Raw genomic sequence first — 22691 nt, forward strand, 5'->3', positions numbered from 1 at the left:
ATGAACAATCTCATAGAGGCACTCAACGCTGGGAAACGCCGAGGCTACGAGGAAAGACGTGAAATAGATGGGGCCTCATTTCTATTTCAATACGCCATAAAAAAACAGAACAATCTGTATTACACCTATTTTTTCTCAATAGACGAGTCCCAAATGGAAGTCATTGAAGATGATGAAAACGAAGAAATACTGACATTTCCGAGTCTCGATGAAGCATTGAGTCACTTAATCAGCAGAGGTGCCATAGTGGAGAAACTTTCAGCCATCAAAAACACCTTGCCTTTTTAAGAGCAAAGTGGCCAACTGATAGTAAGCGAGCAAACTTACCAAAGGGGAAAACGGGACTATTTTATTTAAAGTCCATTACACTCAAATCCCCATGATTTCATTCATAGAAATCAACCTTGGCAGGTGAAATTTGTGAATATAAAAGAGATTATTGAACTGGACTTTTCTAAAATAGAAGGCGTGGATCAACTGTACGTAGCTCTTGCTGAAAAAATCGGGTTCCCTGAGGACTATGGCAAAAATGTCGATACAGTAATTGACTGCTTATTTGGTTTACGCTATCCCGAGGATAGGTATGACCATAATAAATTCAGACCTAACAGAAAAATAACAACTCATACAAAAAACGTCACGAACGCTCAAAAACAAACGACAGAATCACTTATTCTTATCATTTAATTCGTAAATTACAAATGCCAATTCAAAGAAACTCCCGCATTAACCTTTTTACTCCTTGAGCGCTGCCCCTTAAAATTCTCAATTATTCCGCCGGGCACAGGAAAAAGCTTAAATATTTATTTAAGATATTTAGAGATAACCTGACAGATCACGATCCTCATTTGATAAAGTGCTGTGATATTCGTCCCGTCCAACACGGAAATTTTTATGCCCCTTGACTTTATGGCAGCAGAAAATCAGAAAGACATTAATGAGAACACTCCAGTTTTTTGCTTGAGTGAATCTACCCATGGCGCTCTTATGGGCGCATCAGCACCAAGAAAAGATTTCCCAAAGACGCACAAATTTTCTGATTATTACGCCGACACAAGTATTCTATTCGGCGAAATTCTACCTTTAGTGACTGAAATCGAAAAAGCGACAAAGTTAAAAAACTTAAACTCCAGCGAATTGAAAGATCTAGTCAAGTTCCTTCAAAGTGCTTATAGCAAAAAACTGAATGTTTTTATTTATTGCGACTAACCCAATTCATGACGGATCTGACAGCACCTAAGCCCGGCGATTTATTTTACTTTCCGGCCGTCAATGCAAACGATGAACCGGGCTTCGTGATCGCACGCTACATTGAGCTCATACCACCAGCGCTCGGCCATTTGATCGAGGTGTTCGCCCATTTTTGTACAAAGATCCCTGCCTCTATCGAGGATAGTAGACACGTCGCGCCGATTATTCAGGCCGATATTCTGCAGCCTGCGCTCGTCGGGCATTCCAAGCTGGAAGATACTTTTCAGTGATCCGGGGTATAAAAAACCCAACTCCCATTACGACAAAATCCAATTTGCCTTTATAAAGGCGAATCTGGATGGGTGGTACCAGCCATCCAGCGACCGCAGAACAACTTTCGGGGATAGAGCATTCCCCCTGTTGGCGAAGGGACCATGTTGTTTTTCGCGTAATTACTCATCTACGAGAAGCCATCGGGGAAAACGAATGCATGGGGCACTTTGATTTACCGGAAGACTTGCGAGCTGATAGAAACATTGGACTTGAACGTGTAAACAAGGCAGCGTACAGCATGCAGTTGCTGTTCAAGAGCAAATAAAAATGGGCACCCAACCCAGTCGGCGTGCCCATTTTTCATACCTCCCCGCCTCCCTTCGAGACGGTGCCGTGCTTACGGGTTGACGCTGTCTTTAAGCGACTTGCCCGGTTTGAACGCTACGGTGTTGCTCGCCTTGATTTTCACCGGCTCGCCGGTTTGCGGGTTTTTGCCGGTGCGGGCGCCGCGGTGGCGCTGCAGGAAGGTGCCGAAACCAACCAGGGTGACGCTGTCCTTGCGGTGCAAGGCGCCAGTGATTTCTTCAAGAACGGCGTTGAGGACGCGGTTGGCCTGTTCTTTGGTCAGGTCTGCTTTTTCTGCAATGGCGGCTGCGAGTTCTGGTTTACGCATAGGTGAAGCCTCTTTGACGGTTTTTTGTTGTTATGTCCGTGCTGCTCTCTGCTGGAGCAGCGCCAAGGCGCCGCAGGCTCTACTCTGCGGCAGACGGGAGTGAGAATGGCATGCCATTGGTGCCTGCGCCAGTCTCGCGGCGACCTTTCTAGGGGGAAAAAGGTGCTTATTCCGACAGAACGACCAGCATTTACGCCAGCAGAGGCGGAAGTTCCTTATTTAGGGCCAGTTTTTCCATGACCGCAGTGCCCGTCAGCGCGTAACCCAGCAGGCGCCCGCTGGCATCGCGGCACAAGGCCTTGATGTCACCGCCCTGCCCCTCGACGCTCCACACGCCTTCAAGGCCCCGTGGTGGCGGCGAGACTACCAGTGGGCACGCCGGGGTTTTCACCGTGACGGGCATCGGCCCGTAGTTGACCGCCGTGGCGTTGCCCGCCAGGGTCTGGGCCAGGGCGCGGGCGCAGCTCATCAGGGGCATGACGTACAGCAGGTTCAGGCCATCGACCTCGGCGCAGTCGCCCAGGGCGTAGATATTGGCGTGGGAGGTCTTGAGGTGGCGGTCAACCATGATTCCACGGTTGATTTGCAGGCCGGCCGCAGCCGCCAGGTCCACCCGTGGGCGCAAGCCAATGGCGGAGACCACCAGGTCGCACTCGATCACCGTGCCATCGGACAGATGGGCTTCCAGGCCGTCCACCGTGCGTTGCAGGCGGTTGAGCACCGGCCCCAGGTGGAAGCGTGCGCCCAGGCCTTCCAGCCCGGCCTGTACTGCTGCGGCCGCGGCCGGGTGCAGCAGGGTCGGCATGACTTGCTCGCACGGAGCCACCAGGTCGATGGTGTAGCCGCCCAGGATCAAGTCGTTGGCAAACTCACAGCCGATCAGGCCCGCGCCCAACAGCAGCACACGGCGCTTGCCGGCAGCGGCGTGGCGAAAGCGCGCGTAGTCTTCCAGGTCGTTGATCGGGAAAATCAGATCAGCGGCATCGCCCTCGACCGGTACCTGTACCGTCTGGGCGCCCCAGGCCAGGATCAGGTCGCGGTAGACCACCGCCTCCTCGCCGATCCACAGGCGCTTGTGGCCAGGGTCGATGCCGCTGATGCGGGTATGGGTGCGCACTTCGGCCTTGAGTTGCTCGGCCATCGCGCCAGGGGTCGCCATGCTCAGGCCATCGGCGTCCTTGTTTTTGCCAAAGCCGGTGGAGAGCATGGGTTTGGAGTAGGAACGCCCGTCATCCGCGGTGATCAGCAACAACGGAGTTTCGCTGTCGAGTTTACGAAACTCCCGAGCCAGGTTGTAACCGGCCAAGCCCGTACCGATGATCACGACAGGTGCGCTCATTCCATTCTCCTTGTAGTACGTTTCTTAAATTCAGCGAATCAACCGATTTCGATCATTTCGAAATCCATTTTGCCGACGCCGCAGTCCGGGCACAGCCAGTCTTCCGGGACGTCCTGCCACAGGGTGCCGGGGGCGATCCCGTCATCCGGCCATCCGTCCGCTTCGTTGTAGATCAGGCCACAGACTACACATTGCCACTTCTTCATTACTTACTTCCTCAGGGTCCAGGCGTACTGGCCGACAGTCGATAGATCCAGCATTGCTGTGCGGCTCAGGGCGTTTTGTACTGATCGGGGCGCCCAGATGCAAGCACGTTCGACCCAATGTCCTGGCGCAACCCGGCAAAAATCCGGGTGAGCATGGTAAGCTCGGCGCCTCATTAACTGCCAATAATGACTCCCCGTGCCGCATTCGATTGCCGTTCCCGATGCTTGCCAATGGCTGAACCAGAGCCTTCTGCACCCCCTGCCCACGCCTCCTGCCCTCGACTGGCTGTTCGATGAGGGCTCGCTGACCCGCCGCCTGACGCACCTGTCCAACGACGGCTTCAGTGTCACGCCATTGTACGAAGGCTGGCAGCCCCTGCGAGACGACGAATGCGCCGCCCTCGACCTAGCCGCCGCCAGTATTGGCTGGGTGCGCGAGGTGTATTTGCGCGGTCACGGCCAGGCCTGGGTCTTCGCCCGCAGCGTTGCAGCGCGCAGTGCCTTGCAGGGCGATGGCTTGCATATGGATGAGTTGGGCAGTCGCTCCCTGGGTGAGCTGCTGTTCTGTGACCGGGCCTTCAGCCGCCAGGCCATCGAAGTCTGCCATTACCCACGCGCCTGGCTGCCGAAGGCAGATCAGGCCAGTGGCTTATGGGCGCGGCGCTCGCGTTTTGATCGCGGGGCGTTGAGCGTGTTGGTGGCGGAAGTGTTCCTGCCGAGCCTGTGGCAAGCGGTGCAGCAATCTGCGGAGAATGGCTGATGTACCAGCGCCTGCTCCAATCCCTGAACCGCCTGAACCCACGGGCCTGGGACTTCGTGCAACTGACGCGGATGGACAAGCCCATCGGCATCTATCTGCTGCTTTGGCCCACCCTCTGGGCGTTGTGGATTGCCGGCGAGGGCTCGCCTTCGTTGAGCAATATCGTGATCTTCGTGCTCGGCGTCGCGCTGACCCGAGCCGGGGGTTGCGTCATCAATGACTGGGCTGACCGCAAGGTCGACGGCCACGTGAAGCGCACCGCGCAACGCCCGTTGGCGAGCGGCAAGATCAGCTCGAAAGAAGCCCTGGTGTTTTTTGCCGTATTGATGAGCATCAGCTTTGTGCTGGTGCTGCTGACCAACGCCGCGACCATCTGGCTGTCCCTGGGCGGCCTGGCGCTGGCGGTCAGCTACCCGTTCATGAAGCGCTACACCTATTACCCGCAAGTGGTGCTGGGCGCGGCGTTTTCCTGGGGCATGCCCATGGCGTTTACCGCCGAGACCGGCAGCCTGCCGGCCATTGCGTGGTTGCTGTATATCGCCAACCTGCTGTGGACGGTGGCCTACGACACCTATTACGCGATGACTGACCGCGATGATGATTTGAAAATCGGCGTCAAATCCACCGCGATCCTGTTTGGCGATGCCGACCGGATGATCATCCTCACCCTGCAGGGTTTGGCGCTGCTCTGTCTGCTGCTGGCGGGCTCACGCTTCGAGCTGGGCGGTTGGTTCCACCTGGGGTTGCTGGCGGCAGCAGGGTGTTTTGCCTGGGAGTTCTGGTACACCCGGGATCGGGACCGGATGAAGTGCTTCAAGGCATTTTTGCACAACCATTGGGCGGGGTTGGCGATCTTCCTCGGGATTGTCGCTGACTACGCCCTGCGATAACCGTGGCGAGCGGGCCGCACCCTCATCACGAGGAGCCCGCATGCCACAGTAATGGCTTAGGGTTTGGCGATCTTCCAGGCCCCGTCCATTTTGCCGTCGCCGGTCGCGTCGCCAGCTTTTTTGTCCATGATGAAGGTGTACAGCGGCTTGCCGCCATAGGCCCACTGGCTGGTGTTGTCGTCACGGGTGATCACGGTCCACTTGCCCATCGGTTTATCGGTGGACTCGGCCTTCAACGGCGGCCAGTTGGTCGCGCACTTGTCATTGCACATGGACTTGCCGTCGGCATCCTTGGCGAAGGTGTAGAGGGTCATCTCCTTGTGATCCACCAACATCCCGTCTTTAGTCATGGCGGGCTCTGCCGCGAAAGCCAGTGTCGGCAGGGTCAACGCCGCCGTGACCAGCAGGGCTTTCCAGGAAAAAGTACGTTGATTCATCGGAACCTTCCTTTTGCGGTTGTCAGGATTCGGACTCAAAGCGTAGTTCAGGACCACGCCTATTGCGCAGGCCAGTAAAATACTGTCACACGACTGCAATAATTCCGTTATCTAATGCGGCGCAAGACAGTTAAATGACAAGAGGACTTAGCATGGTTGGCAGGAGCATTCTGATCGTTGACGACGAAGCGCCCATTCGCGAAATGATCGCCGTTGCGTTGGAAATGGCCGGCTATGACTGCCTGGAGGCAGAGAACTCCCAGCAGGCCCACGCCATTATCGTCGACCGCAAGCCGGACCTGATCCTGCTGGACTGGATGCTGCCCGGCACCTCCGGCATCGAATTGGCTCGGCGCCTCAAGCGCGATGAGCTGACCGGGGATATCCCGATCATCATGCTCACCGCCAAGGGCGAAGAGGACAACAAGATCCAGGGCCTGGAAGTCGGCGCCGACGACTACATCACCAAGCCATTTTCCCCACGGGAACTGGTTGCCCGCCTGAAGGCCGTGCTGCGCCGCGCCGGCCCGACCGATGGCGAGGCACCGATTGAAGTCGGTGGCCTGCTGCTGGACCCGATCAGCCACCGCGTGACCATCGACGGCAAACCTGCCGAGATGGGCCCCACCGAATACCGCCTGTTGCAGTTCTTCATGACCCACCAGGAGCGCGCCTACACCCGCGGGCAATTGCTCGATCAGGTGTGGGGCGGCAATGTGTATGTCGAGGAACGCACCGTGGACGTGCATATCCGCCGCCTGCGCAAAGCCTTGGGCGATGCCTACGAGAACCTGGTACAAACCGTGCGCGGTACCGGTTATCGGTTTTCCACCAAGGGCTGAGCCAGCCCCACTCAGACTTAACAGCCGACAAGGACGCATGTTCAAGTGAATCAAAACTGGCATGGCACCCTGATCCGCCACATGCTCTTGCTGGTCACCGGCTGCCTGTTGGTGGGCCTGATCAGCGGCTACTACGGCTGGAGCCTGGCCATTGGCCTGGGCCTTTACCTGGGCTGGACCCTCAAGCAATTGCTGCGCCTGCACGAATGGCTGCGCCAGCACAAACCCGACGAGGCACCACCCGACGGCTACGGCCTGTGGGGCGAGGTGTTTGACAGCATCTACCACCTGCAACGCCGCGATCAGCGGGTACGTGGCCGCCTGCAGGCGGTGATCGACCGGGTCCAGGAGTCGACTGCCGCGCTCAAGGACGCGGTGATCATGCTCGACAGCGACGGCAACCTGGAATGGTGGAACCGCGCCGCCGAGACCCTGCTGGGCCTGAAGACGCCTCAGGACAGCGGCCAGCCGGTGACCAACCTGGTACGCCATCCGCGCTTCAAGGAATACTTCGAGCAGGAAAACTATGAGGAAGCCCTGGAAATCCCCTCGCCCACCAACGACCGGGTGCGCATCCAGCTGTACCTCACGCGCTACGGCAACAACGAGCATTTGATGCTGGTGCGCGACGTCACCCGCATCCATCAGTTGGAACAGATGCGCAAGGATTTCGTCGCCAACGTCTCCCACGAATTGCGTACGCCCCTGACCGTGATCTGTGGCTACCTGGAGACGCTGCTGGACAACGTCGAAGAGGTCAACCCGCGCTGGAGCCGTGCCTTGCAGCAAATGCAGCAACAAGGCTCACGCATGCAGACCCTGCTCAACGACCTGCTGCTGCTGGCCAAGCTGGAAGCCACCGACTACCCCTCGGACAACCACCCCGTGGCCGTACAGGGCCTGCTGCAGACCATCAAGAACGATGCCCAGGCCTTGTCCGGCGAGCGCGGCCAGATCATTACCCTGGAAGCCGACCCGTCGGTGCTGCTCAAGGGCAGCGAGGGCGAGTTGCGCAGCGCCTTTTCCAACCTGGTGTTCAACGCCGTGAAGTACACCCAGGACAAAGGCACGATCCGCATCCGCTGGTGGGCCGATCACCAAGGGGCGCACCTGAGCGTGCAGGATTCGGGGATTGGTATCGACAGCAAGCACTTGCCACGCCTGACCGAGCGTTTCTACCGCGTCGACTCCAGCCGTAACTCCAACACCGGCGGCACCGGGCTGGGCCTGGCGATCGTCAAGCATGTGTTGCTGCGTCATCGGGCCCGCCTGGAAATCAGCAGTGTGCTGGGCCACGGCAGTACCTTTACCTGCCACTTCGCGCCGACCCAGGTCACCCATGCGCAAACAATCGCGGTGAAGGATTAATCTGAAAATACCCCCCACCGCCGGTGGGACCGGGCTTGCCTGCCATAGCATCTCCTGGGTGCTTCTGTAAGCCCCAGGCGCCTGCATCGCAGGCAAGCCAGCTCCCGCATAAGCCCGCTGCAGCAGGCATTCACGGATCCACCCGGCAGCCGCCACTAGGCAAGCGCCCCTTCAGCCGCTACATTGCCTGACTTGTGCCCGCCCTTGAGGCACAGCCCTCACCCCTTTTTGAATACACGGAACCCGCAAAACCCCATCATGGACCCTTCCCCTGGTATCACCCTCGCGACACTCTTCGCCGATTTCGGCATGATTCTTTTTGCACTGATCCTGGTACTGCTCAACGGTTTCTTCGTTGCGGCGGAATTTGCCATGGTCAAACTGCGCGCCACCCGTGTCGAGGCGATCGCCCACACCAATGGCTGGCGCGGGCAGATCCTGCGCACCGTACACAGCCAGCTCGACGCCTACCTGTCGGCCTGCCAGCTGGGTATCACCCTTGCCTCCCTGGGCCTGGGGTGGGTCGGTGAGCCGGCCTTCGCGCACATTCTGGAGCCGATGCTGGGCGCCATGGGCGTCGAATCGGCCGAAGTGATCAAGGGTGTGTCGTTCTTCGCTGCCTTCTTCGTGATTTCCTACTTGCACATCGTGGTCGGTGAGCTGGCGCCCAAGTCCTGGGCCATTCGCAAGCCCGAGTTGCTGTCGTTGTGGACGGCGGTGCCGCTGTACCTGTTCTACTGGGCCATGTACCCGGCGATCTACCTGCTCAACGCCAGCGCCAACGCGATCCTGCGCATCGCCGGCCAGGGCGAGCCCGGCCCGCACCACGAGCACCACTACAGCCGTGAAGAGCTCAAGCTGATCCTGCACTCCAGCCGTGGCCAGGACCCGAGCGACCAAGGCATGCGCGTGCTGGCCTCGGCCGTGGAAATGGGCGAGCTGGAAGTGGTGGACTGGGCCAACTCGCGGGAAGACCTGGTGACCCTGGACTTCAACGCGCCGCTCAAGGAAATCCTTGCACTGTTCCGCCGCCACAAATTCAGCCGCTACCCGGTGTACGACCCGGTGCGGGGTGAGTTTGTCGGCCTACTGCACATCAAGGACCTGCTGCTGGAACTGGCGGCCCTGGACCATATTCCCGAGTCGTTCAACCTGGCCGAACTGACCCGCCCACTGGAGCGCGTATCCCGGCACATGCCGCTGTCGCAACTGCTCGAGCAGTTCCGCAAGGGCGGCGCGCACTTTGCCCTGGTAGAAGAAGCCGACGGCAACATCATCGGCTACCTGACCATGGAAGACGTGTTGGAAGTGCTGGTGGGCGATATCCAGGACGAACACCGCAAGGCCGAGCGCGGCATTCTCGCCTACCAGCCGGGCAAGCTGCTGGTGCGTGGTGATACGCCGCTGTTCAAGATCGAGCGCCTACTGGGCATCGACCTGGACCACATCGAAGCCGAAACCCTCGCCGGCCTGATCTACGACACCCTCAACCGGGTGCCGGAAGAGGAAGAAGTGCTGGAAGTGGAAGGCCTGCGGATCATCATCAAGAAGATGAAAGGCCCGAAAATCGTGCTGGCCAAGGTCCTGATGCTCGACTGAACCCCTGTAGGAGCCGGCTTGCCGGCTCCTACAACCCCGACGCAAAGTTGGGCAAGGCCTGTACCGGCTGCGTGAACTCATACGGAATCGACACCCACCCTGCCCCCGTATCGCGCTGCACCACAAAATGCAGGTGTGGCCCGCTGCTGTTGCCGGTATTGCCCGACAGCCCCAGCGGGCTGCCCACCCCCACGCGCTGCCCGCCCCTGACGCTGACCGACCCTTGCTTGAGGTGCAGATACACGCCCTGGGTGCCGTCATCGTGCAACACCCGCACGAAGTTGCCCGAAGGGTCACTGCCGCGCCCGGCTTGGTTGTTCTCGGTCTTCACCACCAAGCCGCCCCGCGCAGCGATGATCGGCGTGCCCTCAGGCATGGCGATATCCATGGCGTAGCGACTCTTGACGTCAGAGTGACTGAACGTGCCCCCAGGGCCCTGGGTCAGGCGGAACGGACCGCCACGCCAGGGCAAGGCGTAACGCTGGAACTGGGCGGGCCGCAGGTGACGTGGCGGCTGGGGATCAAGCGCCTGGCGCTTTACCGGTGCCACCCGGCGCTCCTGGAAGACAAACGCCTGGGCGCCAGGAGTCTTCTGGTCGCTGAAAAACACCACGCCACGGGCATCGGTGGAACGATAGAGGGTCATGGCCAGGGTCGATGAAGCGACCGCGCACAGGCCACAAAACAACATAAAACGCACAAGCATCGGATAAACCTGCCGGGTATGACTGAACGGCAGGCTAGCAAGGGTTCATGACAATGTTGTGTGGACCAACGACCCTGTAGGAGTCGGCCTGCCTGTCACTGATGCAGCGACAGACAGACCGAGATCGCTGGCAAGCCAGCGCCTACAGGTGATCGAGGTTTTGCTTCAGGCACCCGGCACAAAATGCTTCTGCGCGGTGCCCCGGGCAATCAGCCGGGAGATGTAGTCGAGCTTCTGCGCGTCCTGGTCGATAAAGCGGAAGGTCAGTTGCAGCCAGTCGCTGTCAGGGCGCGGCTCGTAGGCGACGATGGCGTGCAGGTAGCCGTTGAGGCGTGCGGTTTCGGCGTTCTCGCCTTGTTCAAGGTCGAGCACCGCGCTTTCCAGCACTTGTGGCAGGACGTCGCCCCGGCGTACCACCAGCAGCGCCTCCTTGATGCTCAGGCCCTTGATCACACATTGCTGGGTGCCACTGGACAGGCGCAGTTGGCCCTGGCCGCGACCGCTGGCGGCCGAGGGGGCGGCGGTGGGCTGCACTGCCGGGCTGTTGAGCAAACCTTTGCTCGGCGCAGCCACCGGGGCCGGCTTGACCGCTTCGGGCTTGCCGCCGGTCAGGGCGCTGAGGGAGTCGTTGCCAAAGGCCGAGTTCATCTTGGTCGGCGCACTGGCCAGCAAGGCGTCGAGGCGGCCGATCTTGTTCAGGGCCTGCTTGACCTTGTTCAGCAATTGCTCGTTGGTGAACGGCTTGCTGACATAGCCGGAGACGCCGGCCTGGATGGCCTGGACCACGTTTTCCTTGTCGCCGCGACTGGTGACCATGACAAACGGCATGGACTTGAGCTGAGGCTGCTCACGGCACCAGGTCAACAGTTCCAGGCCAGACATTTCCGGCATTTCCCAGTCGCACAGCACCATGTCGAAGGTTTCGCGCATCAGGATGGCCTGGGCCTTTTTGCCGTTCACCGCATCTTCAATCTTGATACCGGGGAAGTAGTTACGCAGGCACTTCTTCACCAGGTCGCGAATAAACGAGGCGTCATCCACCACCAATACACTGACTTTACTCATCGACCCTTCATCCTCTCAAAACCCCGGCAAGCAAAACGCTTAACTGATGGCATTTTGCCAAAAACTCGTCAGTCACGCCGGGACTTTACAGCCGCCCGCAGCGCAAAACTCATACGCCACAAACGCAAACGCCCGACCAGAGGTCGGGCGTTTATTTCTCGGGCAATCTTACTTATCGTCAGATTCGGCCGGAACATTAGGGATTTGATCGGCTGTGCCTTCAACTTCGGCTTTCATGCGCTTGAGGCCCATGTGCCGTACGTCGGTGCCGCGCACCAGATAAATCACCAATTCCGAGATATTGCGCGCGTGGTCGCCGATCCGCTCCAGGGAACGCAGCACCCAGATGATGCTCAACACCCGCGAGATAGAGCGCGGGTCTTCCATCATGTAGGTCGCCAGCTCACGCAGGGCGGTCTTGTACTCGCGGTCGATGATCTTGTCGTACTGGGCCACGGACAATGCCAGGTCGGCGTCAAAGCGCGCAAAGGCATCCAGCGCGTCGCGCACCATGTTGCGCACCTGGTCGCCGATGTGGCGCACTTCGACGTAACCGCGTGGCGCTTCGCCTTCTTCGCACAACTGGATAGCGCGACGGGCGATTTTGGTGGCTTCGTCGCCGATACGCTCGAGGTCGATCACCGACTTGGAAATGCTGATGATCAGACGCAGGTCGGACGCCGCCGGCTGGCGACGGGCGAGGATGCGCAGGCATTCCTCGTCGATGTTGCGCTCCATCTGGTTGATCTGGTCGTCGATCTCGCGCACTTGCTGGGCCAGGCCCGAGTCGGCCTCGATCAGCGCGGTGACCGCGTCGTTGACTTGCTTCTCCACCAGCCCGCCCATGGCCAGGAGGTGGCTGCGCACTTCCTCAAGCTCGGCGTTGAACTGCGCGGAGATGTGGTGGGTAAGGCCTTCTTTGCTAATCATGTTGGCGTCCTTGGAGCGTCCGGTAAGGTGCGGAGAACCGCAGCGTCAGTGCAATCAGAACCACAGCTTCCTAGCCGTAACGACCGGTGATGTAGTCTTCGGTCTGCTTCTTCGCCGGATTGGTGAACAGGGTATCGGTATCGCCGAATTCCACCAGTTTGCCCATGTACATGAACGCGGTGTAATCGGAAACCCGTGCCGCCTGTTGCATGTTGTGGGTCACGATGACGATGGTGAACTTGGACTTGAGCTCGTAGATCAGCTCTTCGACTTTCAGCGTCGAGATCGGATCGAGTGCCGAGCACGGTTCGTCGAGCAGCAGTACTTCCGGCTCCACGGCGATGGTCCGGGCAATCACCAGACGCTGCTGCTGGCCGCCGGACAGGCCGAGGGCCGATTCGTGCAGGCGGTCCTTGACCTCATCCCACAGCGCCGCGCCCTTGAGGGCCCACTCCACTGCTTCGTCGAGGATGCGCTTTTTGTTGATGCCCTGGATGCGCAGGCCATAGACCACGTTTTCGTAGATGGTCTTGGGGAACGGGTTGGGCTTCTGGAACACCATGCCCACCCGGCGACGCAGCTCGGCCACATCTTCGCCCTTGCGGTAGATGTTGCTGCCGTAGAGGTTGATCGCGCCCTCCACACGGCAACCGTCCACCAGGTCGTTCATGCGGTTGAAGGTGCGCAACAGCGTGGACTTGCCGCAGCCCGACGGGCCGATAAAGGCGGTCACGCGCTGCTTGGGGATGTTCATGCTGACGTCGAACAGCGCTTGCTTCTCACCGTAGTACAGGCTCAGGCCCGGAACTTCGATGGCCACGGTTTCTTCGGCCAGGCTCAGGCTCTGCTTGTCGCGACCCAGGGCTGACATGTTGATGCCGTGGGAATGGGTTTCATGTTGCATGGGATGCTCCCTGTGCTACCAATTCGTTTCGTTGAACCGCGGCTTCATAGTGGGCCTTGCGGTTTACCTCAAATCTGTTTCCAACTCGGTTCCCTGTGGGAGCGGGCTTACTCGCGAAAGCGTCAGGTCAGTCAACCAATCTATTACTGAGACACCGCATTCGCGAGCAAGCCCGCTCCCACATTAGGTCCGCGTTCAATTCAATCAGCTATCCAGCGCCTTGTATTTTTCGCGCAGGTGGTTACGAATCCATACCGCCGACAGGTTCAGCGTGGCGATCACCAGCACCAGCAGGAACGCGGTGGCGTACACCAGCGGGCGGGCCGCTTCGACGTTGGGGCTCTGGAAGCCGACGTCGTAGATATGGAAGCCCAGGTGCATGATCTTCTGGTCCAGGTGCAGGTACGGGTAATTGCCGTCCAGCGGCAGCGACGGCGCCAGCTTGACCACACCCACCAACATCAGCGGTGCGACTTCACCCGCGGCGCGGGCCACAGCGAGGATCATGCCGGTCATCATCGCCGGGCTGGCCATGGGCAGGACGATTTTCCACAGGGTCTCCGCCTTGGTTGCACCCAGTGCCAGGGAACCCTCACGCACGGTGCGTGGGATTCGCGCCAGGCCTTCCTCAGTGGCCACGATCACCACCGGTACCGCCAGCAGCGCCAGGGTCAGCGAAGCCCACAACAGGCCCGGCGTACCGAAGGTCGGTGCCGGCAGGGCTTCGGGGAAGAACAGGCGGTCCACCGAGCCACCCAGCACGTAGACGAAGAAGCCCAGGCCGAACACGCCGTAGACAATCGCCGGGACGCCCGCCAGGTTGTTCACCGCGATACGGATAATGCGGGTCAAGGCGTTCTGCTTGGCGTATTCACGCAGGTAGACCGCCGCCAGCACGCCGAATGGGGTCACGATCATCGCCATGATCAGGGTCATCATCACGGTGCCGAAGATCGCCGGGAAAATCCCGCCTTCGGTGTTGGCTTCCCGTGGGTCATCGCTGAGGAATTCCCAGACCTTACTGACATAGAAACCCATCTTGGTCAGGGTGCCCATGGCGTTCGGCTGGTAGGCGTGCACCACGTGGCCAATATTGATTTCCAGCTCTTTGCCGTTGGCATCGCGGGCCGTGAGGCTGTCGCGGTTGAACTGGGCGTGCAGGTCGGCCAGGCGCGCTTCAACAGCCTGGTAACGGGCATTCAGCTCGGCGCGATCGGCATCCATATCGGCCTGGGCGGCGGCGTCGAGCTTGCCGTTCAGTTCCAGCTTGCGACCTTGCAGGCGGATGCGCTCGAGGCCGGCGTTGATCGCGCCGATGTCACTCTTCTCAAGGGTCTTGAGATCGGCAGCCAGCTTGTTCACCCGCTCAACCCGCGCCTGCAGCTCTGGCCACGCAGCCTCGCCTTCGGCGATGACTTTGCCATCCTGCTTGACGTTGACCAGGGTGCCGTAGAAGTTACCCCACTCACGACGCTCGATGGCCATCAACTCGGCAGGCGTGGTCTGGTTGGTCAGCCACTCGCCGACGATCCAGGTGAAGTCATTGCCGTTCAAGTCACGGTTGCCGACCTTGATCAGCTCGCGGGTCATGAACTCCGGACCTTCGTCCGGCACCGGCAGGCCAGCGCTTTTCAGGCGCTCGCGCGGCACTTGTTCTTTCTGTACCACTTCGCCGATGACGATGTGGTTGGCCTGGCCCGGCACGCCGTAGTTGGCCTGGATCAGGTCAGCCGGCCAGAAGTGACCCAAGCCGCGCACGGCAATCACAGCCAGCAAACCAATGGTCATGATGACCGCGATGGCCACCGCGCCACCGCTGATCCAGACGCCGGGGGCGCCGCTCTTGAACCATCCATTCAGGGAGTTCTGTTTCACAGACTTCTACCTTTCTTAAAGCGACGAGTATTTCTTGCGCAGACGCTGACGGATCAGCTCGGCGAGGGTGTTCATGACGAAGGTAAACAACAGCAGTACCAGCGCCGAGAGGAACAGCACCCGGTAGTGACTGCCGCCCACTTCCGACTCGGGCATTTCCACCGCGACGTTGGCTGCGAGCGTTCGCAGGCCTTCGAACAGGTTCATCTCCATGACCGGGGTGTTACCCGTGGCCATCAGCACGATCATGGTTTCACCCACCGCACGGCCCATGCCGATCATCAGCGCCGAGAAAATCCCCGGGCTGGCGGTCAGCAATACGACGCGGGTCATGGTCTGCCAAGGCGTGGCGCCCAGGGCCAGGGAACCCAGGGTCAGGCCGCGCGGTACGCTGAACACGGCGTCTTCGGCGATGGAGTAGATGTTCGGGATCACCGCAAAACCCATGGCCAGGCCGACAACCAGGGCGTTGCGCTGGTCGTAGGTGATGCCAAGGTCGTGGGAGATCCACATGCGCATGTCGCCACCGAAGAACCAGGTTTCCAGGTACGGGCTCATGTACAACGAGAGCCAGCCCACAAACAGGATCACCGGGATCAACATCGCACTTTCCCAGCCATCGGGAACACGCAGGCGGATCGACTCAGGCAGGCGACTGAAAGCAAAACCCGCCACCAGGATGCCAATCGGCAACAACATCAGCAGGCTGAAAATCCCCGGCAGGTGCCCTTCGACATACGGCGCCAGGAACAGGCCGGCGAAGAAGCCGAGGATCACCGTCGGCATCGCTTCCATCAGCTCGATCACCGGCTTGACCTTGCGGCGCAGGCTCGGGGCCATGAAGTAGGCGGTGTAGATCGCCGCGGCAATGGCCAGTGGTGCAGCCAGCAACATGGCGTAGAACGCGGCCTTTAGCGTACCGAAGGTCAGCGGCGCGAGGCTCATCTTGGGTTCGAAGTCGCTGTTGGCGGCGGTCGATTGCCAGACGTATTTAGGTTCGTCGTAGTTTTCGTACCAGACCTTGCTCCACAACGCGCTCCAGGACACTTCCGGGTGCGGGTTGTCGAGGGACAACGGCTGCAGCTTGCCGCCGGCTTCGACGAGCACGCGGTTGGCCCGTGGCGACATGCCGAAGATGCCTTGGCCTTCTACCACCGGGTCCACCAGCAGGGTGCGATGCGCGGTGCTGTGGAACACACCGAAGTTGCCGGAGGCATCCAGGGCGGTAAAGCCTTTGCGACGCTCTTCAGCGGTGATTTCCACCACCGGTGTGCTGCCCATCTGGAACGTGCGGATCTGCTTGAGGTGTTGCTCGCCATCCGGGTCGCGGGCCATGAACCACTGGGCCAGGCCGCCCTTGGAGTCGCCGACGATCAGCGAGATACCGCCCACCAGCTGGGTGCTGGCGGTGATTTCGGCGCTGCCATCTTCCAACAACTTGTATCGACCGTTGAGGCTGTTGTCGCGCAGGCTGAACACATCGGCCAGGGCGCGACCGTTGATCACATACAGCCATTGCTGGCGCGGATCGACGAAGATCGCTTTCACAGGCTCAGTCATTTGCGGCAAGTCGATGCGCTTCTGCTCGCTGACCACTTCGCCGGTCATCATGTTTTCTTCGCGGCTCACCGACAGCACGTTCAGGTGCGAGCCAGAGGAGCCGGCAATGACCAGCGAGGTCTCGGTGGCGTTGAGGGCCACATGCTCCAGCGGACGACCGGCCTCATCGAGCACCATCGGCGCTTCGCCGTAGGGGTATTCGATTTCCGGCGAAATGGTCTTCTTACCGTCCGGGTAGGACACTTTATAAGTGTGGCGGAACACCAGGGACTGGCCGTTGGACAGACCGAGGATCACCAGCGGGCTGCCCGGCTGGTCTTCACCGATGGACACCACACTGGCGCCGGCCGGCAGGGCCAGGTCGACCCGTTTGAGCTCAGCGCCGGTGTCGACAGTGAAGAACAATGCCTGGCCCTTGTCGGAAACCCGCATGGCGACCTGGTTCTGTTCTTCCAGCGAGATCAGCAACGGCTTGCCGGCATCCTGCATCCAGGCAGGCGTCAGGGCCTCGTCCTTGGTCAGGCTGGCACCCTGGAACAGCGGCCCGACCACGTAGGCCAGGAAGAAGAAAATCAGGGTGATAGCGCCGAGGACGGCGAGACCGCCGACCAGCACGTACCAACGGGTCAGGCGGTCCTTGAGCGCGCGGATGCGGCGCTTGCGTTGCAGCTCAGGCGTATTGAAGTCAATGCGCTTGGGAGGAGAAGTCGTCGTCATGGTGGAATTGGCCAGATCATTCATGCGCACACCCTAGCGATCCTGTATGACAGAAAGATGACAATGCAGTGACGCAAGAAATCCGCCGCGTAGCAGGGCTGGCAGCGGACCGAAAAATTAGGGGTGTAGGCCGGCTTGTTGTGGGAGCGGGCAAGCCCGCTCCCACACAAGAGCATGCATCTACACCAGGTAGTACAGGCTTATTTGCCTTCTTGCAGACCCAGGTCAGCCAATGCCTTGGCGGCAACTTTGGCTGGCAGTGGGATGTAGCCGTCTTTGACTACAACTTCCTGGCCCTGTTTGGACAGAACCAGTTTCACGAACTCGGCTTCCAGCGGGGCCAGAGGCTTGTTCGGGGCTTTGTTGATGTACACGTAGAGGAAGCGCGACAGCGGGTACTTGCCGTTCAGGGTGTTCTCTTCGGTGTCTTCGACGAACTCGCCGCCTTCTTTCTTGGCCAGGGCCACGGTTTTCACGCTGGCGGTCTTGTAGCCGATGCCCGAGTAACCGATGCCGTTCAGCGAGGAGCTGATGGACTGCACGACCGAAGCCGAACCTGGCTGTTCGTTGACATTGGGCTTGTAGTCACCTTTGCACAGGGCTTCTTCCTTGAAGTAGCCGTAGGTGCCGGATACCGAGTTACGACCGAACAGTTGCACCGGCTTGTTGGCCAGGTCACCGGTCACACCCAGGTCGCCCCAGGTCTTGACGTCAGCCTTGGCACCGCACAGACGAGTCGACGAGAACACGGCGTCAACCTGGGCCATGGTCAGGTGCTTGATCGGGTTGTCCTTGTGTACGAACACAGCCAGGGCGTCCACGGCCACCGGGATAGCAGTCGGCTTGTAGCCGTACTTCTGCTCGAAAGCCTGCAGTTCGTTGTCCTTCATCTTGCGGCTCATAGGGCCCAGGTTAGCGGTGCCTTCGGTGAGTGCAGGCGGCGCGGTGGAAGAACCGGCGGCTTGAATCTGGATGTTGACGTTCGGGTATTCTTTTTTGTAGTTCTCGGCCCACAGGGTCATCAGGTTGGCCAGGGTGTCGGAACCGACGCTGGACAAGTTGCCCGATACACCAGTGGTTTTGGTATAAGCCGGAATTGCCGGGTCAACACCAGCGGCCACCGCGTGGGCAGTCGCAACGCCAGCAGCGACAAAAGTCATTGCCGCCATCAAACGCTTCAGTTTCATGCCTTACTCCTAGCAGATAGGGATAGTTGGATCGGGGCCAAGTATCGGTAGGCCGTGTGAACACTCTATGTCTGGAATATGACAATTAGATGAAAGGCCAGTATTGAGCGAAAGGTCGCCCGGAATTTTCCGACAGATCTTTAGGGTTTCCTCTAGGAACCGCACTGACTAACCTCCGCACGTCGCTGCCAATGACACGACGTAACCAGAGGCCCCCTTAGGTTGACAAAAAACAAGCAAAGCATAGTCTTGTCAACCTAAGGAGACCTCACATGATCAATGACCGAATTCGCCGCGCAAGGTTGTTGCGTGGTATGTCGCTGGAAGCACTGGCACTCAGTCTCGGCGACATCACCAAGCAAGGCCTGAGCAAGTATGAAAAAGGCTTGAGTACTCCGAACTCCCAGCGTCTTCTGCAATTGGCCAGGGCGCTGGAGGTGAGCCCGGAGTATTTTTTCCGCCCTGAAGCCCTGCCACTTGCGCCGCTGGAGTTCCGCAAGCTGGCGAAGATGCCTCAATACCGCCAGGTACAGGTCGAGGAACAGGTTCGTGAACACCTGGAGCGATACATAGCCCTAGAGGAGTGCTTCGATCCGCTGGATATCCAGACCGCCAGAACGCCGCCACAGATGTTGTCCGTTACCTCTATAGAGGAGGCCGAATGGGCGGCCGAGGAGCTGCGCAAATATTGGGGCATCGGCGCAGACCCAATCGCCCATCTGACTGAGCAACTTGAGGAGCACGGTATCAAAGTGGTGATGCTCAACGGCCCGGATGATTTCGACGGAGCCTGTGCCGCCACCCATGATGGCGAACATGTGCTGATAGCTCTGAACGCCCAACGACCAGGCGAGCGCATTCGCTTTACCGCCGCTCATGAGTTGGGACACTGGGTGATGCAGCTACCCGATGAGATGTCCGAACGCGATAAAGAACACTGCTGTCACCGCTTCGCGGGGGCTTTTCTTTATCCAGCCAAAAGTGTCACCGGAGATTTCGGGAGCCATCAACGCTCACGCGTCCACCCTCGCGAACTCTTGATTGCCAAACGCCAGTATGGACTCTCGATGCATGCGGCGCTCCGTCGGTTGAAGGACCTCAATCTGCTGGGAGAAAGTGGCTACAAATCCCTGACCATTCAGTTCAGCAGCAATGGCTGGCGCAAGGCAGAACCCGAGCAGTTGCCGTGCAAGCCGCCTCAGCGTTTCGAATCGCTGGTGTTCTGGGGCCTGGCGGAGGGCTTGATCACCAAGTCACGGGCAGCTGAGTTACTGCGTCGCCCAGTGAAGGCTCTAGACCCTAATTTTCTGGGCTCACTGGAGAGTGCATGAGCCTGATCTATATCAGCGATACCAATATCTGGATTGATTTCAGAAACGCGGGATTGCTGGAGCATATGTTCAGGCTACCTTTCACGCTCTGCTGCACTGATTTCGTCATGCACGAACTCGAGGACTTCGCTCATGATGAACTGCTCGCCCAAGGGCTGGTGGTCGAGTCATTTGACGAGCGAGGTGTACAAAAACTCTGGGCGCTCAAAATTGCACACAACAACAGCGCCTTGGCTGACGTCTCCTGCTACCTGCTGGCACAGATAACCGGAAGACCACTGCTCACAGGAGATGGGAAGCTCCGTCGCCAGGCTATCCAGGACGGGCTGCAAGTACATGGTGCACTGTGGCTACTCGACCTTATGGTCGAGCATCAAGTCATCAGCTCTGGCGACGCAGCGACGGCGCTAGACACCATGTTAGCGGGAGGCTCTCGCTTGCCCGTATCAGAATGCCAAGCCCGACTGTCTACCTGGCGTCCGAACCTTCCTGAGTTTTGATCAGCACATCCATGTGCATCAGTAAGCCCGAGGCGTTTACCGCCCGCGTTTCCACAGGTAGGCACCCACCAGCATCCCCATCGTGCAGATCACGGCGACGTAGTACGCCGGGCCCATCGGGCTTTCTTTCATCAGCAGCGACACCACCAACGGCGTCAGACCACCGAACACCGCGTAGGCAACGTTGTAGGAAAACGACAGGCCGCTGAAGCGCACCACCGGTGGGAAGGCCTTGACCATCACGTAGGGCACCACGCCGACCACGCCGACGAACAGGCCGGTAAGGGTGTACAGCGGGAACAGCCAGTTTGGGTGGTCCAGCAGGCTGTGATACAGCGTCCACGAGGTCGCGAGCAGCAACGCGCAACCGGCGATCAGCACGCGCCCGGCGCCGAAGCGGTCAGCCAGTGCGCCGGAGAGGATGCAGCCCAGGCTCAGGGTGACGATCGCCAGGCTGTTGGCCTGCAACGAGACTGTCGGGCTGAAGTGGTAGATGGTCTGCAGCACGGTCGGGGTCATCAGGATCACAACGACAATGCCGGCCGACAGCAGCCAGGTCAGCAGCATCGACAGCACGATGGCGCCACGGTGGTCACGCAGGACCGCACGCAATGGCAGCTCGGCGGCCAGGGTCTTGCGCTGCTGCATTTCGGCGAAGATCGGGGTTTCGTGCAGCCAGCGGCGCAGGTACACCGAGAACAGGCCGAACACACCGCCCAACAGGAACGGGATCCGCCAGGCGTAGTCCGACACTTGCTCCGGGGTGTAGATCGTGTTGATCGCGGTGGCCACCAGCGAACCCAGGAGGATCCCGGCGGTCAGGCCGCTGGTCAGGGTGCCGCAGGCATAGCCGATATGGCGTGGCGGTACATGTTCAGAAACAAAAACCCACGCGCCCGGCACTTCTCCACCAATCGCCGCGCCCTGGATCACGCGCATCAGCAACAACAGGATCGGGGCCCACAGGCCGATCTGCGCGTAGGTCGGCAACAGACCCATGATCAGGGTCGGCACCGCCATCATGAAGATGCTCAGGGTGAACATCTTCTTGCGCCCCAGCAGGTCGCCGAAGTGCGCCATGATGATCCCGCCCAGCGGCCGCGCCAGGTAGCCGGCGGCGAAGATGCCGAAGGTCTGCATCAGGCGCAGCCATTCGGGCATGTCGGCGGGGAAAAACAGTTTCCCGACCACAGTGGCGAAGAACACGAAGATGATGAAGTCGTAGAACTCCAGCGCGCCCCCCAGGGCGGACAGCGACAGGGTTTTGTAGTCGTTGCGGTTCAGCGGTCGTGCGGGCGGCGCAATGCTTGAAGGCACTGTGGTCATGGCAAGGCTTCTCTTATTAGGTCAGATCAGGAATCCGCAACAGTGCTGGTTTGGCCTGGCAGGTCCGGCAAGATAACAAATTGCCCGCAAAAGCACAGTCTAAACACCTGCACAGCGACTGGCGTCGACTCGCAAAGTCACCACCTTGCAAGGCCCGCCTATTCCCTCTTCGAATTATTATCGGGGACCGAAAACGCCAGCAAATACTGGAGCGCAGAGTTCAAAAGGCACAATGGTCAAACCCCTCAAGTTGCATGACTGTTTTGGCCATTTCCTTGACGCCTGTAAAGCCGTGCAGATAGATGTACAAAATCAGGGCCGGACGGTCGTCGCGCAGGCTATCGACCGATATACTGCCCACCTTGCACCGGCATATCCGTGGAAGTTGCGCGAAAACGTCGTTGGCACCGGCCAGCCGATTTCGCAGAGTTTCCCTTCAGGCGCCTTTCGAAAAACGTGACGAACGTAGTATGTTCGGGGCTGAATCGTTTTTCCAAGACGGCTATTCACCGATTACATAGTCCAAGAGTCACGGGTCAGAGGCACCCCCGGCATGATCGAACTCGAACAAGAAGATCCTATCCCGCAAGGCGATCTCGCCCTGCAAATCACCGCACTCCCCCGTGAAACCAACGGTTTCGGCGATATTTTCGGCGGCTGGCTGGTGGCGCAGATGGACCTGGCTGGCACGGCAATGGCCAGCAAGGTCGCCGGTGGTCGCGTGGCTACCGTCGCCATTGACCGCATGGCCTTCCTGGTTCCGGTGGCAGTGGGCGCGCAACTGTCCTTCTACACCCAGGCCCTGGAAATCGGCCGCAGCTCGATCCAGATGATGGTCGAAGTGTGGAGCGATGACCCGCTGTCCAGCGAATGGCGCAAAGTCACCGAGGCGGTGTTTGTGTTCGTCGCCATTGATGGCAGCGGTCGCACTCGCTCGGTTCCGTCGCGGGCGCGTTAAACCTCGCGGCGGTTTGGCGGTCCATTGCCCCATTGCCTGTCACTAAGAGAGCCT

At 59.5% G+C, this 22691-nt stretch carries 24 protein-coding genes; 12 read left to right on the forward strand and 12 right to left on the reverse strand.

All coding sequences use genetic code 11. The features are described from left to right. From HU773_RS00360 to HU773_RS27310, 4 genes are all read left to right on the forward strand, one after another. A complete protein-coding gene (locus HU773_RS00360) occupies positions 1–288 on the forward strand; it encodes a hypothetical protein (RefSeq protein ID WP_128593294.1) in 288 nt (95 codons plus the stop codon). 132 nt (positions 289–420) lie between these two features. Then, positions 421–687: a barstar family protein gene (locus HU773_RS00365; RefSeq protein ID WP_186626150.1), complete on the forward strand. Its 267-nt coding sequence runs from the start codon at positions 421–423 to the stop codon at positions 685–687. A 207-nt stretch (positions 688–894) separates the two neighbouring features. Next, positions 895–1209 carry a hypothetical protein gene (locus tag HU773_RS00370; RefSeq protein WP_120734352.1) on the forward strand — a complete coding sequence of 105 codons (315 nt, stop codon included), beginning with the start codon at positions 895–897 and terminating at the stop codon, positions 1207–1209. Between the two features lie 8 nt (positions 1210–1217). After that, positions 1218–1481 carry a hypothetical protein gene (locus tag HU773_RS27310; RefSeq protein ID WP_225923827.1) on the forward strand — a complete coding sequence of 88 codons (264 nt, stop codon included), beginning with the start codon at positions 1218–1220 and terminating at the stop codon, positions 1479–1481. A 380-nt stretch (positions 1482–1861) separates the two neighbouring features. Here the strand turns inward: HU773_RS27310 and HU773_RS00380 are convergent, their stop codons facing one another. From HU773_RS00380 to HU773_RS00390, 3 genes are all read right to left on the reverse strand, one after another. Next, entirely contained in the window at positions 1862–2137 is a 276-nt protein-coding gene (locus tag HU773_RS00380; protein WP_003213368.1) for an HU family DNA-binding protein, read from the reverse strand. Positions 2138–2327: 190 nt separating this feature from the next. Continuing rightward, positions 2328–3476: an NAD(P)/FAD-dependent oxidoreductase gene (locus HU773_RS00385; RefSeq protein ID WP_057961176.1), complete on the reverse strand. Its 1149-nt coding sequence runs from the start codon at positions 3474–3476 to the stop codon at positions 2328–2330. A 38-nt stretch (positions 3477–3514) separates the two neighbouring features. Beyond that, on the reverse strand, positions 3515–3682 hold the full coding sequence (locus HU773_RS00390) for a rubredoxin (protein WP_032856748.1): 168 nt from the start codon (positions 3680–3682) through the stop codon (positions 3515–3517). Positions 3683–3878: 196 nt separating this feature from the next. Here HU773_RS00390 and HU773_RS00395 point away from each other — a divergent pair, with 196 nt between their 5' ends. Continuing rightward, entirely contained in the window at positions 3879–4442 is a 564-nt protein-coding gene (locus HU773_RS00395; RefSeq protein WP_057961177.1) for a chorismate--pyruvate lyase family protein, read from the forward strand. After that, complete coding sequence (gene ubiA, locus HU773_RS00400) at positions 4442–5332, forward strand: 4-hydroxybenzoate octaprenyltransferase (RefSeq protein WP_057440536.1); 891 nt, start codon at positions 4442–4444, stop codon at positions 5330–5332. The genes HU773_RS00395 and ubiA overlap by 1 nt, the downstream gene beginning before the upstream one ends. A 56-nt stretch (positions 5333–5388) precedes the next feature. On the opposite strand, the gene HU773_RS00405 is transcribed toward ubiA, so the two are convergent. Next, entirely contained in the window at positions 5389–5769 is a 381-nt protein-coding gene (locus tag HU773_RS00405; RefSeq protein WP_057444223.1) for a COG4315 family predicted lipoprotein, read from the reverse strand. A gap of 152 nt (positions 5770–5921) precedes the next feature. Here HU773_RS00405 and phoB point away from each other — a divergent pair, with 152 nt between their 5' ends. From phoB to HU773_RS00420, 3 genes are all read left to right on the forward strand, one after another. Continuing rightward, positions 5922–6611, forward strand: a complete 690-nt coding sequence (phoB, locus tag HU773_RS00410) for a phosphate regulon transcriptional regulator PhoB (protein ID WP_003176964.1) — start codon at positions 5922–5924, stop codon at positions 6609–6611. 81 nt (positions 6612–6692) lie between these two features. Continuing rightward, positions 6693–7979: a phosphate regulon sensor histidine kinase PhoR gene (gene phoR, locus HU773_RS00415; protein WP_178112044.1), complete on the forward strand. Its 1287-nt coding sequence runs from the start codon at positions 6693–6695 to the stop codon at positions 7977–7979. Between the two features lie 258 nt (positions 7980–8237). After that, positions 8238–9578, forward strand: coding sequence for a hemolysin family protein (locus HU773_RS00420; RefSeq protein ID WP_057440537.1), 1341 nt, complete (start codon positions 8238–8240; stop codon positions 9576–9578). Positions 9579–9606: 28 nt separating this feature from the next. Here HU773_RS00420 and HU773_RS00425 read toward each other — a convergent pair whose 3' ends face one another. From HU773_RS00425 to HU773_RS00455, 7 genes are all read right to left on the reverse strand, one after another. Next, positions 9607–10284 (reverse strand): M23 family metallopeptidase, encoded by a 678-nt coding sequence (locus HU773_RS00425; RefSeq protein WP_128593292.1) that lies wholly within the window; start codon positions 10282–10284, stop codon positions 9607–9609. A 165-nt stretch (positions 10285–10449) separates the two neighbouring features. Then, positions 10450–11349 carry a response regulator gene (locus HU773_RS00430; RefSeq protein ID WP_057961180.1) on the reverse strand — a complete coding sequence of 300 codons (900 nt, stop codon included), beginning with the start codon at positions 11347–11349 and terminating at the stop codon, positions 10450–10452. A gap of 168 nt (positions 11350–11517) precedes the next feature. Further along, positions 11518–12279, reverse strand: coding sequence for a phosphate signaling complex protein PhoU (phoU, locus tag HU773_RS00435; RefSeq protein WP_057961181.1), 762 nt, complete (start codon positions 12277–12279; stop codon positions 11518–11520). 70 nt (positions 12280–12349) lie between these two features. Beyond that, the gene (gene pstB, locus HU773_RS00440; protein ID WP_029289934.1) at positions 12350–13183 is read right to left on the reverse strand and encodes a phosphate ABC transporter ATP-binding protein PstB; all 834 of its coding nucleotides are present in this window, start codon (positions 13181–13183) and stop codon (positions 12350–12352) included. A 204-nt stretch (positions 13184–13387) separates the two neighbouring features. Continuing rightward, complete coding sequence (gene pstA / locus HU773_RS00445; protein ID WP_057961182.1) at positions 13388–15058, reverse strand: phosphate ABC transporter permease PstA; 1671 nt, start codon at positions 15056–15058, stop codon at positions 13388–13390. A gap of 15 nt (positions 15059–15073) precedes the next feature. Beyond that, entirely contained in the window at positions 15074–17107 is a 2034-nt protein-coding gene (locus tag HU773_RS00450; protein ID WP_169989492.1) for an ABC transporter permease subunit, read from the reverse strand. Positions 17108–17535: 428 nt separating this feature from the next. Beyond that, a complete protein-coding gene (locus HU773_RS00455) occupies positions 17536–18522 on the reverse strand; it encodes a phosphate ABC transporter substrate-binding protein PstS (protein WP_057961184.1) in 987 nt (328 codons plus the stop codon). Positions 18523–18794: 272 nt separating this feature from the next. Between HU773_RS00455 and HU773_RS00460 the strand changes: the two genes are divergently transcribed. Together HU773_RS00460 and HU773_RS00465 are read left to right on the forward strand one after the other, a co-directional pair. Then, positions 18795–19853 carry a helix-turn-helix domain-containing protein gene (locus HU773_RS00460; RefSeq protein ID WP_057961185.1) on the forward strand — a complete coding sequence of 353 codons (1059 nt, stop codon included), beginning with the start codon at positions 18795–18797 and terminating at the stop codon, positions 19851–19853. Beyond that, complete coding sequence (locus HU773_RS00465) at positions 19850–20353, forward strand: PIN domain-containing protein (RefSeq protein WP_057961186.1); 504 nt, start codon at positions 19850–19852, stop codon at positions 20351–20353. The genes HU773_RS00460 and HU773_RS00465 overlap by 4 nt, the downstream gene beginning before the upstream one ends. A 36-nt stretch (positions 20354–20389) precedes the next feature. Here HU773_RS00465 and HU773_RS00470 read toward each other — a convergent pair whose 3' ends face one another. Next, positions 20390–21670 (reverse strand): MFS transporter, encoded by a 1281-nt coding sequence (locus HU773_RS00470; protein WP_169955454.1) that lies wholly within the window; start codon positions 21668–21670, stop codon positions 20390–20392. 562 nt (positions 21671–22232) lie between these two features. On the opposite strand from HU773_RS00470, the gene HU773_RS00475 reads away from it, so the two are divergent. Further along, positions 22233–22637 (forward strand): acyl-CoA thioesterase, encoded by a 405-nt coding sequence (locus tag HU773_RS00475; RefSeq protein ID WP_003176975.1) that lies wholly within the window; start codon positions 22233–22235, stop codon positions 22635–22637. Positions 22638–22691 lie beyond the last annotated feature (54 nt).

The sequence above is a fragment of the Pseudomonas shahriarae genome, assembly GCF_014268455.2.
In the GTDB taxonomy this organism is placed as follows: Bacteria; Pseudomonadota; Gammaproteobacteria; order Pseudomonadales; family Pseudomonadaceae; genus Aquipseudomonas; species Aquipseudomonas shahriarae.

Coding starts and splice junctions, on each gene's coding strand:
- HU773_RS00380 (WP_003213368.1), bottom strand. CDS start 2,137: ATGCGTAAACCAGAACTCGCAGCCGCCATTGCAGAAAAAGCAGACCTG.
- phoB (WP_003176964.1), top strand. CDS start 5,922: ATGGTTGGCAGGAGCATTCTGATCGTTGACGACGAAGCGCCCATTCGC.
- HU773_RS00405 (WP_057444223.1), bottom strand. CDS start 5,769: ATGAATCAACGTACTTTTTCCTGGAAAGCCCTGCTGGTCACGGCGGCG.
- phoU (WP_057961181.1), bottom strand. CDS start 12,279: ATGATTAGCAAAGAAGGCCTTACCCACCACATCTCCGCGCAGTTCAAC.
- HU773_RS00360 (WP_128593294.1), top strand. CDS start 1: ATGAACAATCTCATAGAGGCACTCAACGCTGGGAAACGCCGAGGCTAC.
- HU773_RS00455 (WP_057961184.1), bottom strand. CDS start 18,522: ATGAAACTGAAGCGTTTGATGGCGGCAATGACTTTTGTCGCTGCTGGC.
- HU773_RS00460 (WP_057961185.1), top strand. CDS start 18,795: ATGATCAATGACCGAATTCGCCGCGCAAGGTTGTTGCGTGGTATGTCG.
- HU773_RS00370 (WP_120734352.1), top strand. CDS start 895: ATGCCCCTTGACTTTATGGCAGCAGAAAATCAGAAAGACATTAATGAG.
- HU773_RS00475 (WP_003176975.1), top strand. CDS start 22,233: ATGATCGAACTCGAACAAGAAGATCCTATCCCGCAAGGCGATCTCGCC.
- HU773_RS00385 (WP_057961176.1), bottom strand. CDS start 3,476: ATGAGCGCACCTGTCGTGATCATCGGTACGGGCTTGGCCGGTTACAAC.
- HU773_RS27310 (WP_225923827.1), top strand. CDS start 1,218: ATGACGGATCTGACAGCACCTAAGCCCGGCGATTTATTTTACTTTCCG.
- HU773_RS00420 (WP_057440537.1), top strand. CDS start 8,238: ATGGACCCTTCCCCTGGTATCACCCTCGCGACACTCTTCGCCGATTTC.
- ubiA (WP_057440536.1), top strand. CDS start 4,442: ATGTACCAGCGCCTGCTCCAATCCCTGAACCGCCTGAACCCACGGGCC.
- pstB (WP_029289934.1), bottom strand. CDS start 13,183: ATGCAACATGAAACCCATTCCCACGGCATCAACATGTCAGCCCTGGGT.
- HU773_RS00425 (WP_128593292.1), bottom strand. CDS start 10,284: ATGCTTGTGCGTTTTATGTTGTTTTGTGGCCTGTGCGCGGTCGCTTCA.
- HU773_RS00465 (WP_057961186.1), top strand. CDS start 19,850: ATGAGCCTGATCTATATCAGCGATACCAATATCTGGATTGATTTCAGA.
- phoR (WP_178112044.1), top strand. CDS start 6,693: ATGCTCTTGCTGGTCACCGGCTGCCTGTTGGTGGGCCTGATCAGCGGC.
- HU773_RS00450 (WP_169989492.1), bottom strand. CDS start 17,107: ATGCAGGATGCCGGCAAGCCGTTGCTGATCTCGCTGGAAGAACAGAAC.
- HU773_RS00430 (WP_057961180.1), bottom strand. CDS start 11,349: ATGAGTAAAGTCAGTGTATTGGTGGTGGATGACGCCTCGTTTATTCGC.
- HU773_RS00390 (WP_032856748.1), bottom strand. CDS start 3,682: ATGAAGAAGTGGCAATGTGTAGTCTGTGGCCTGATCTACAACGAAGCG.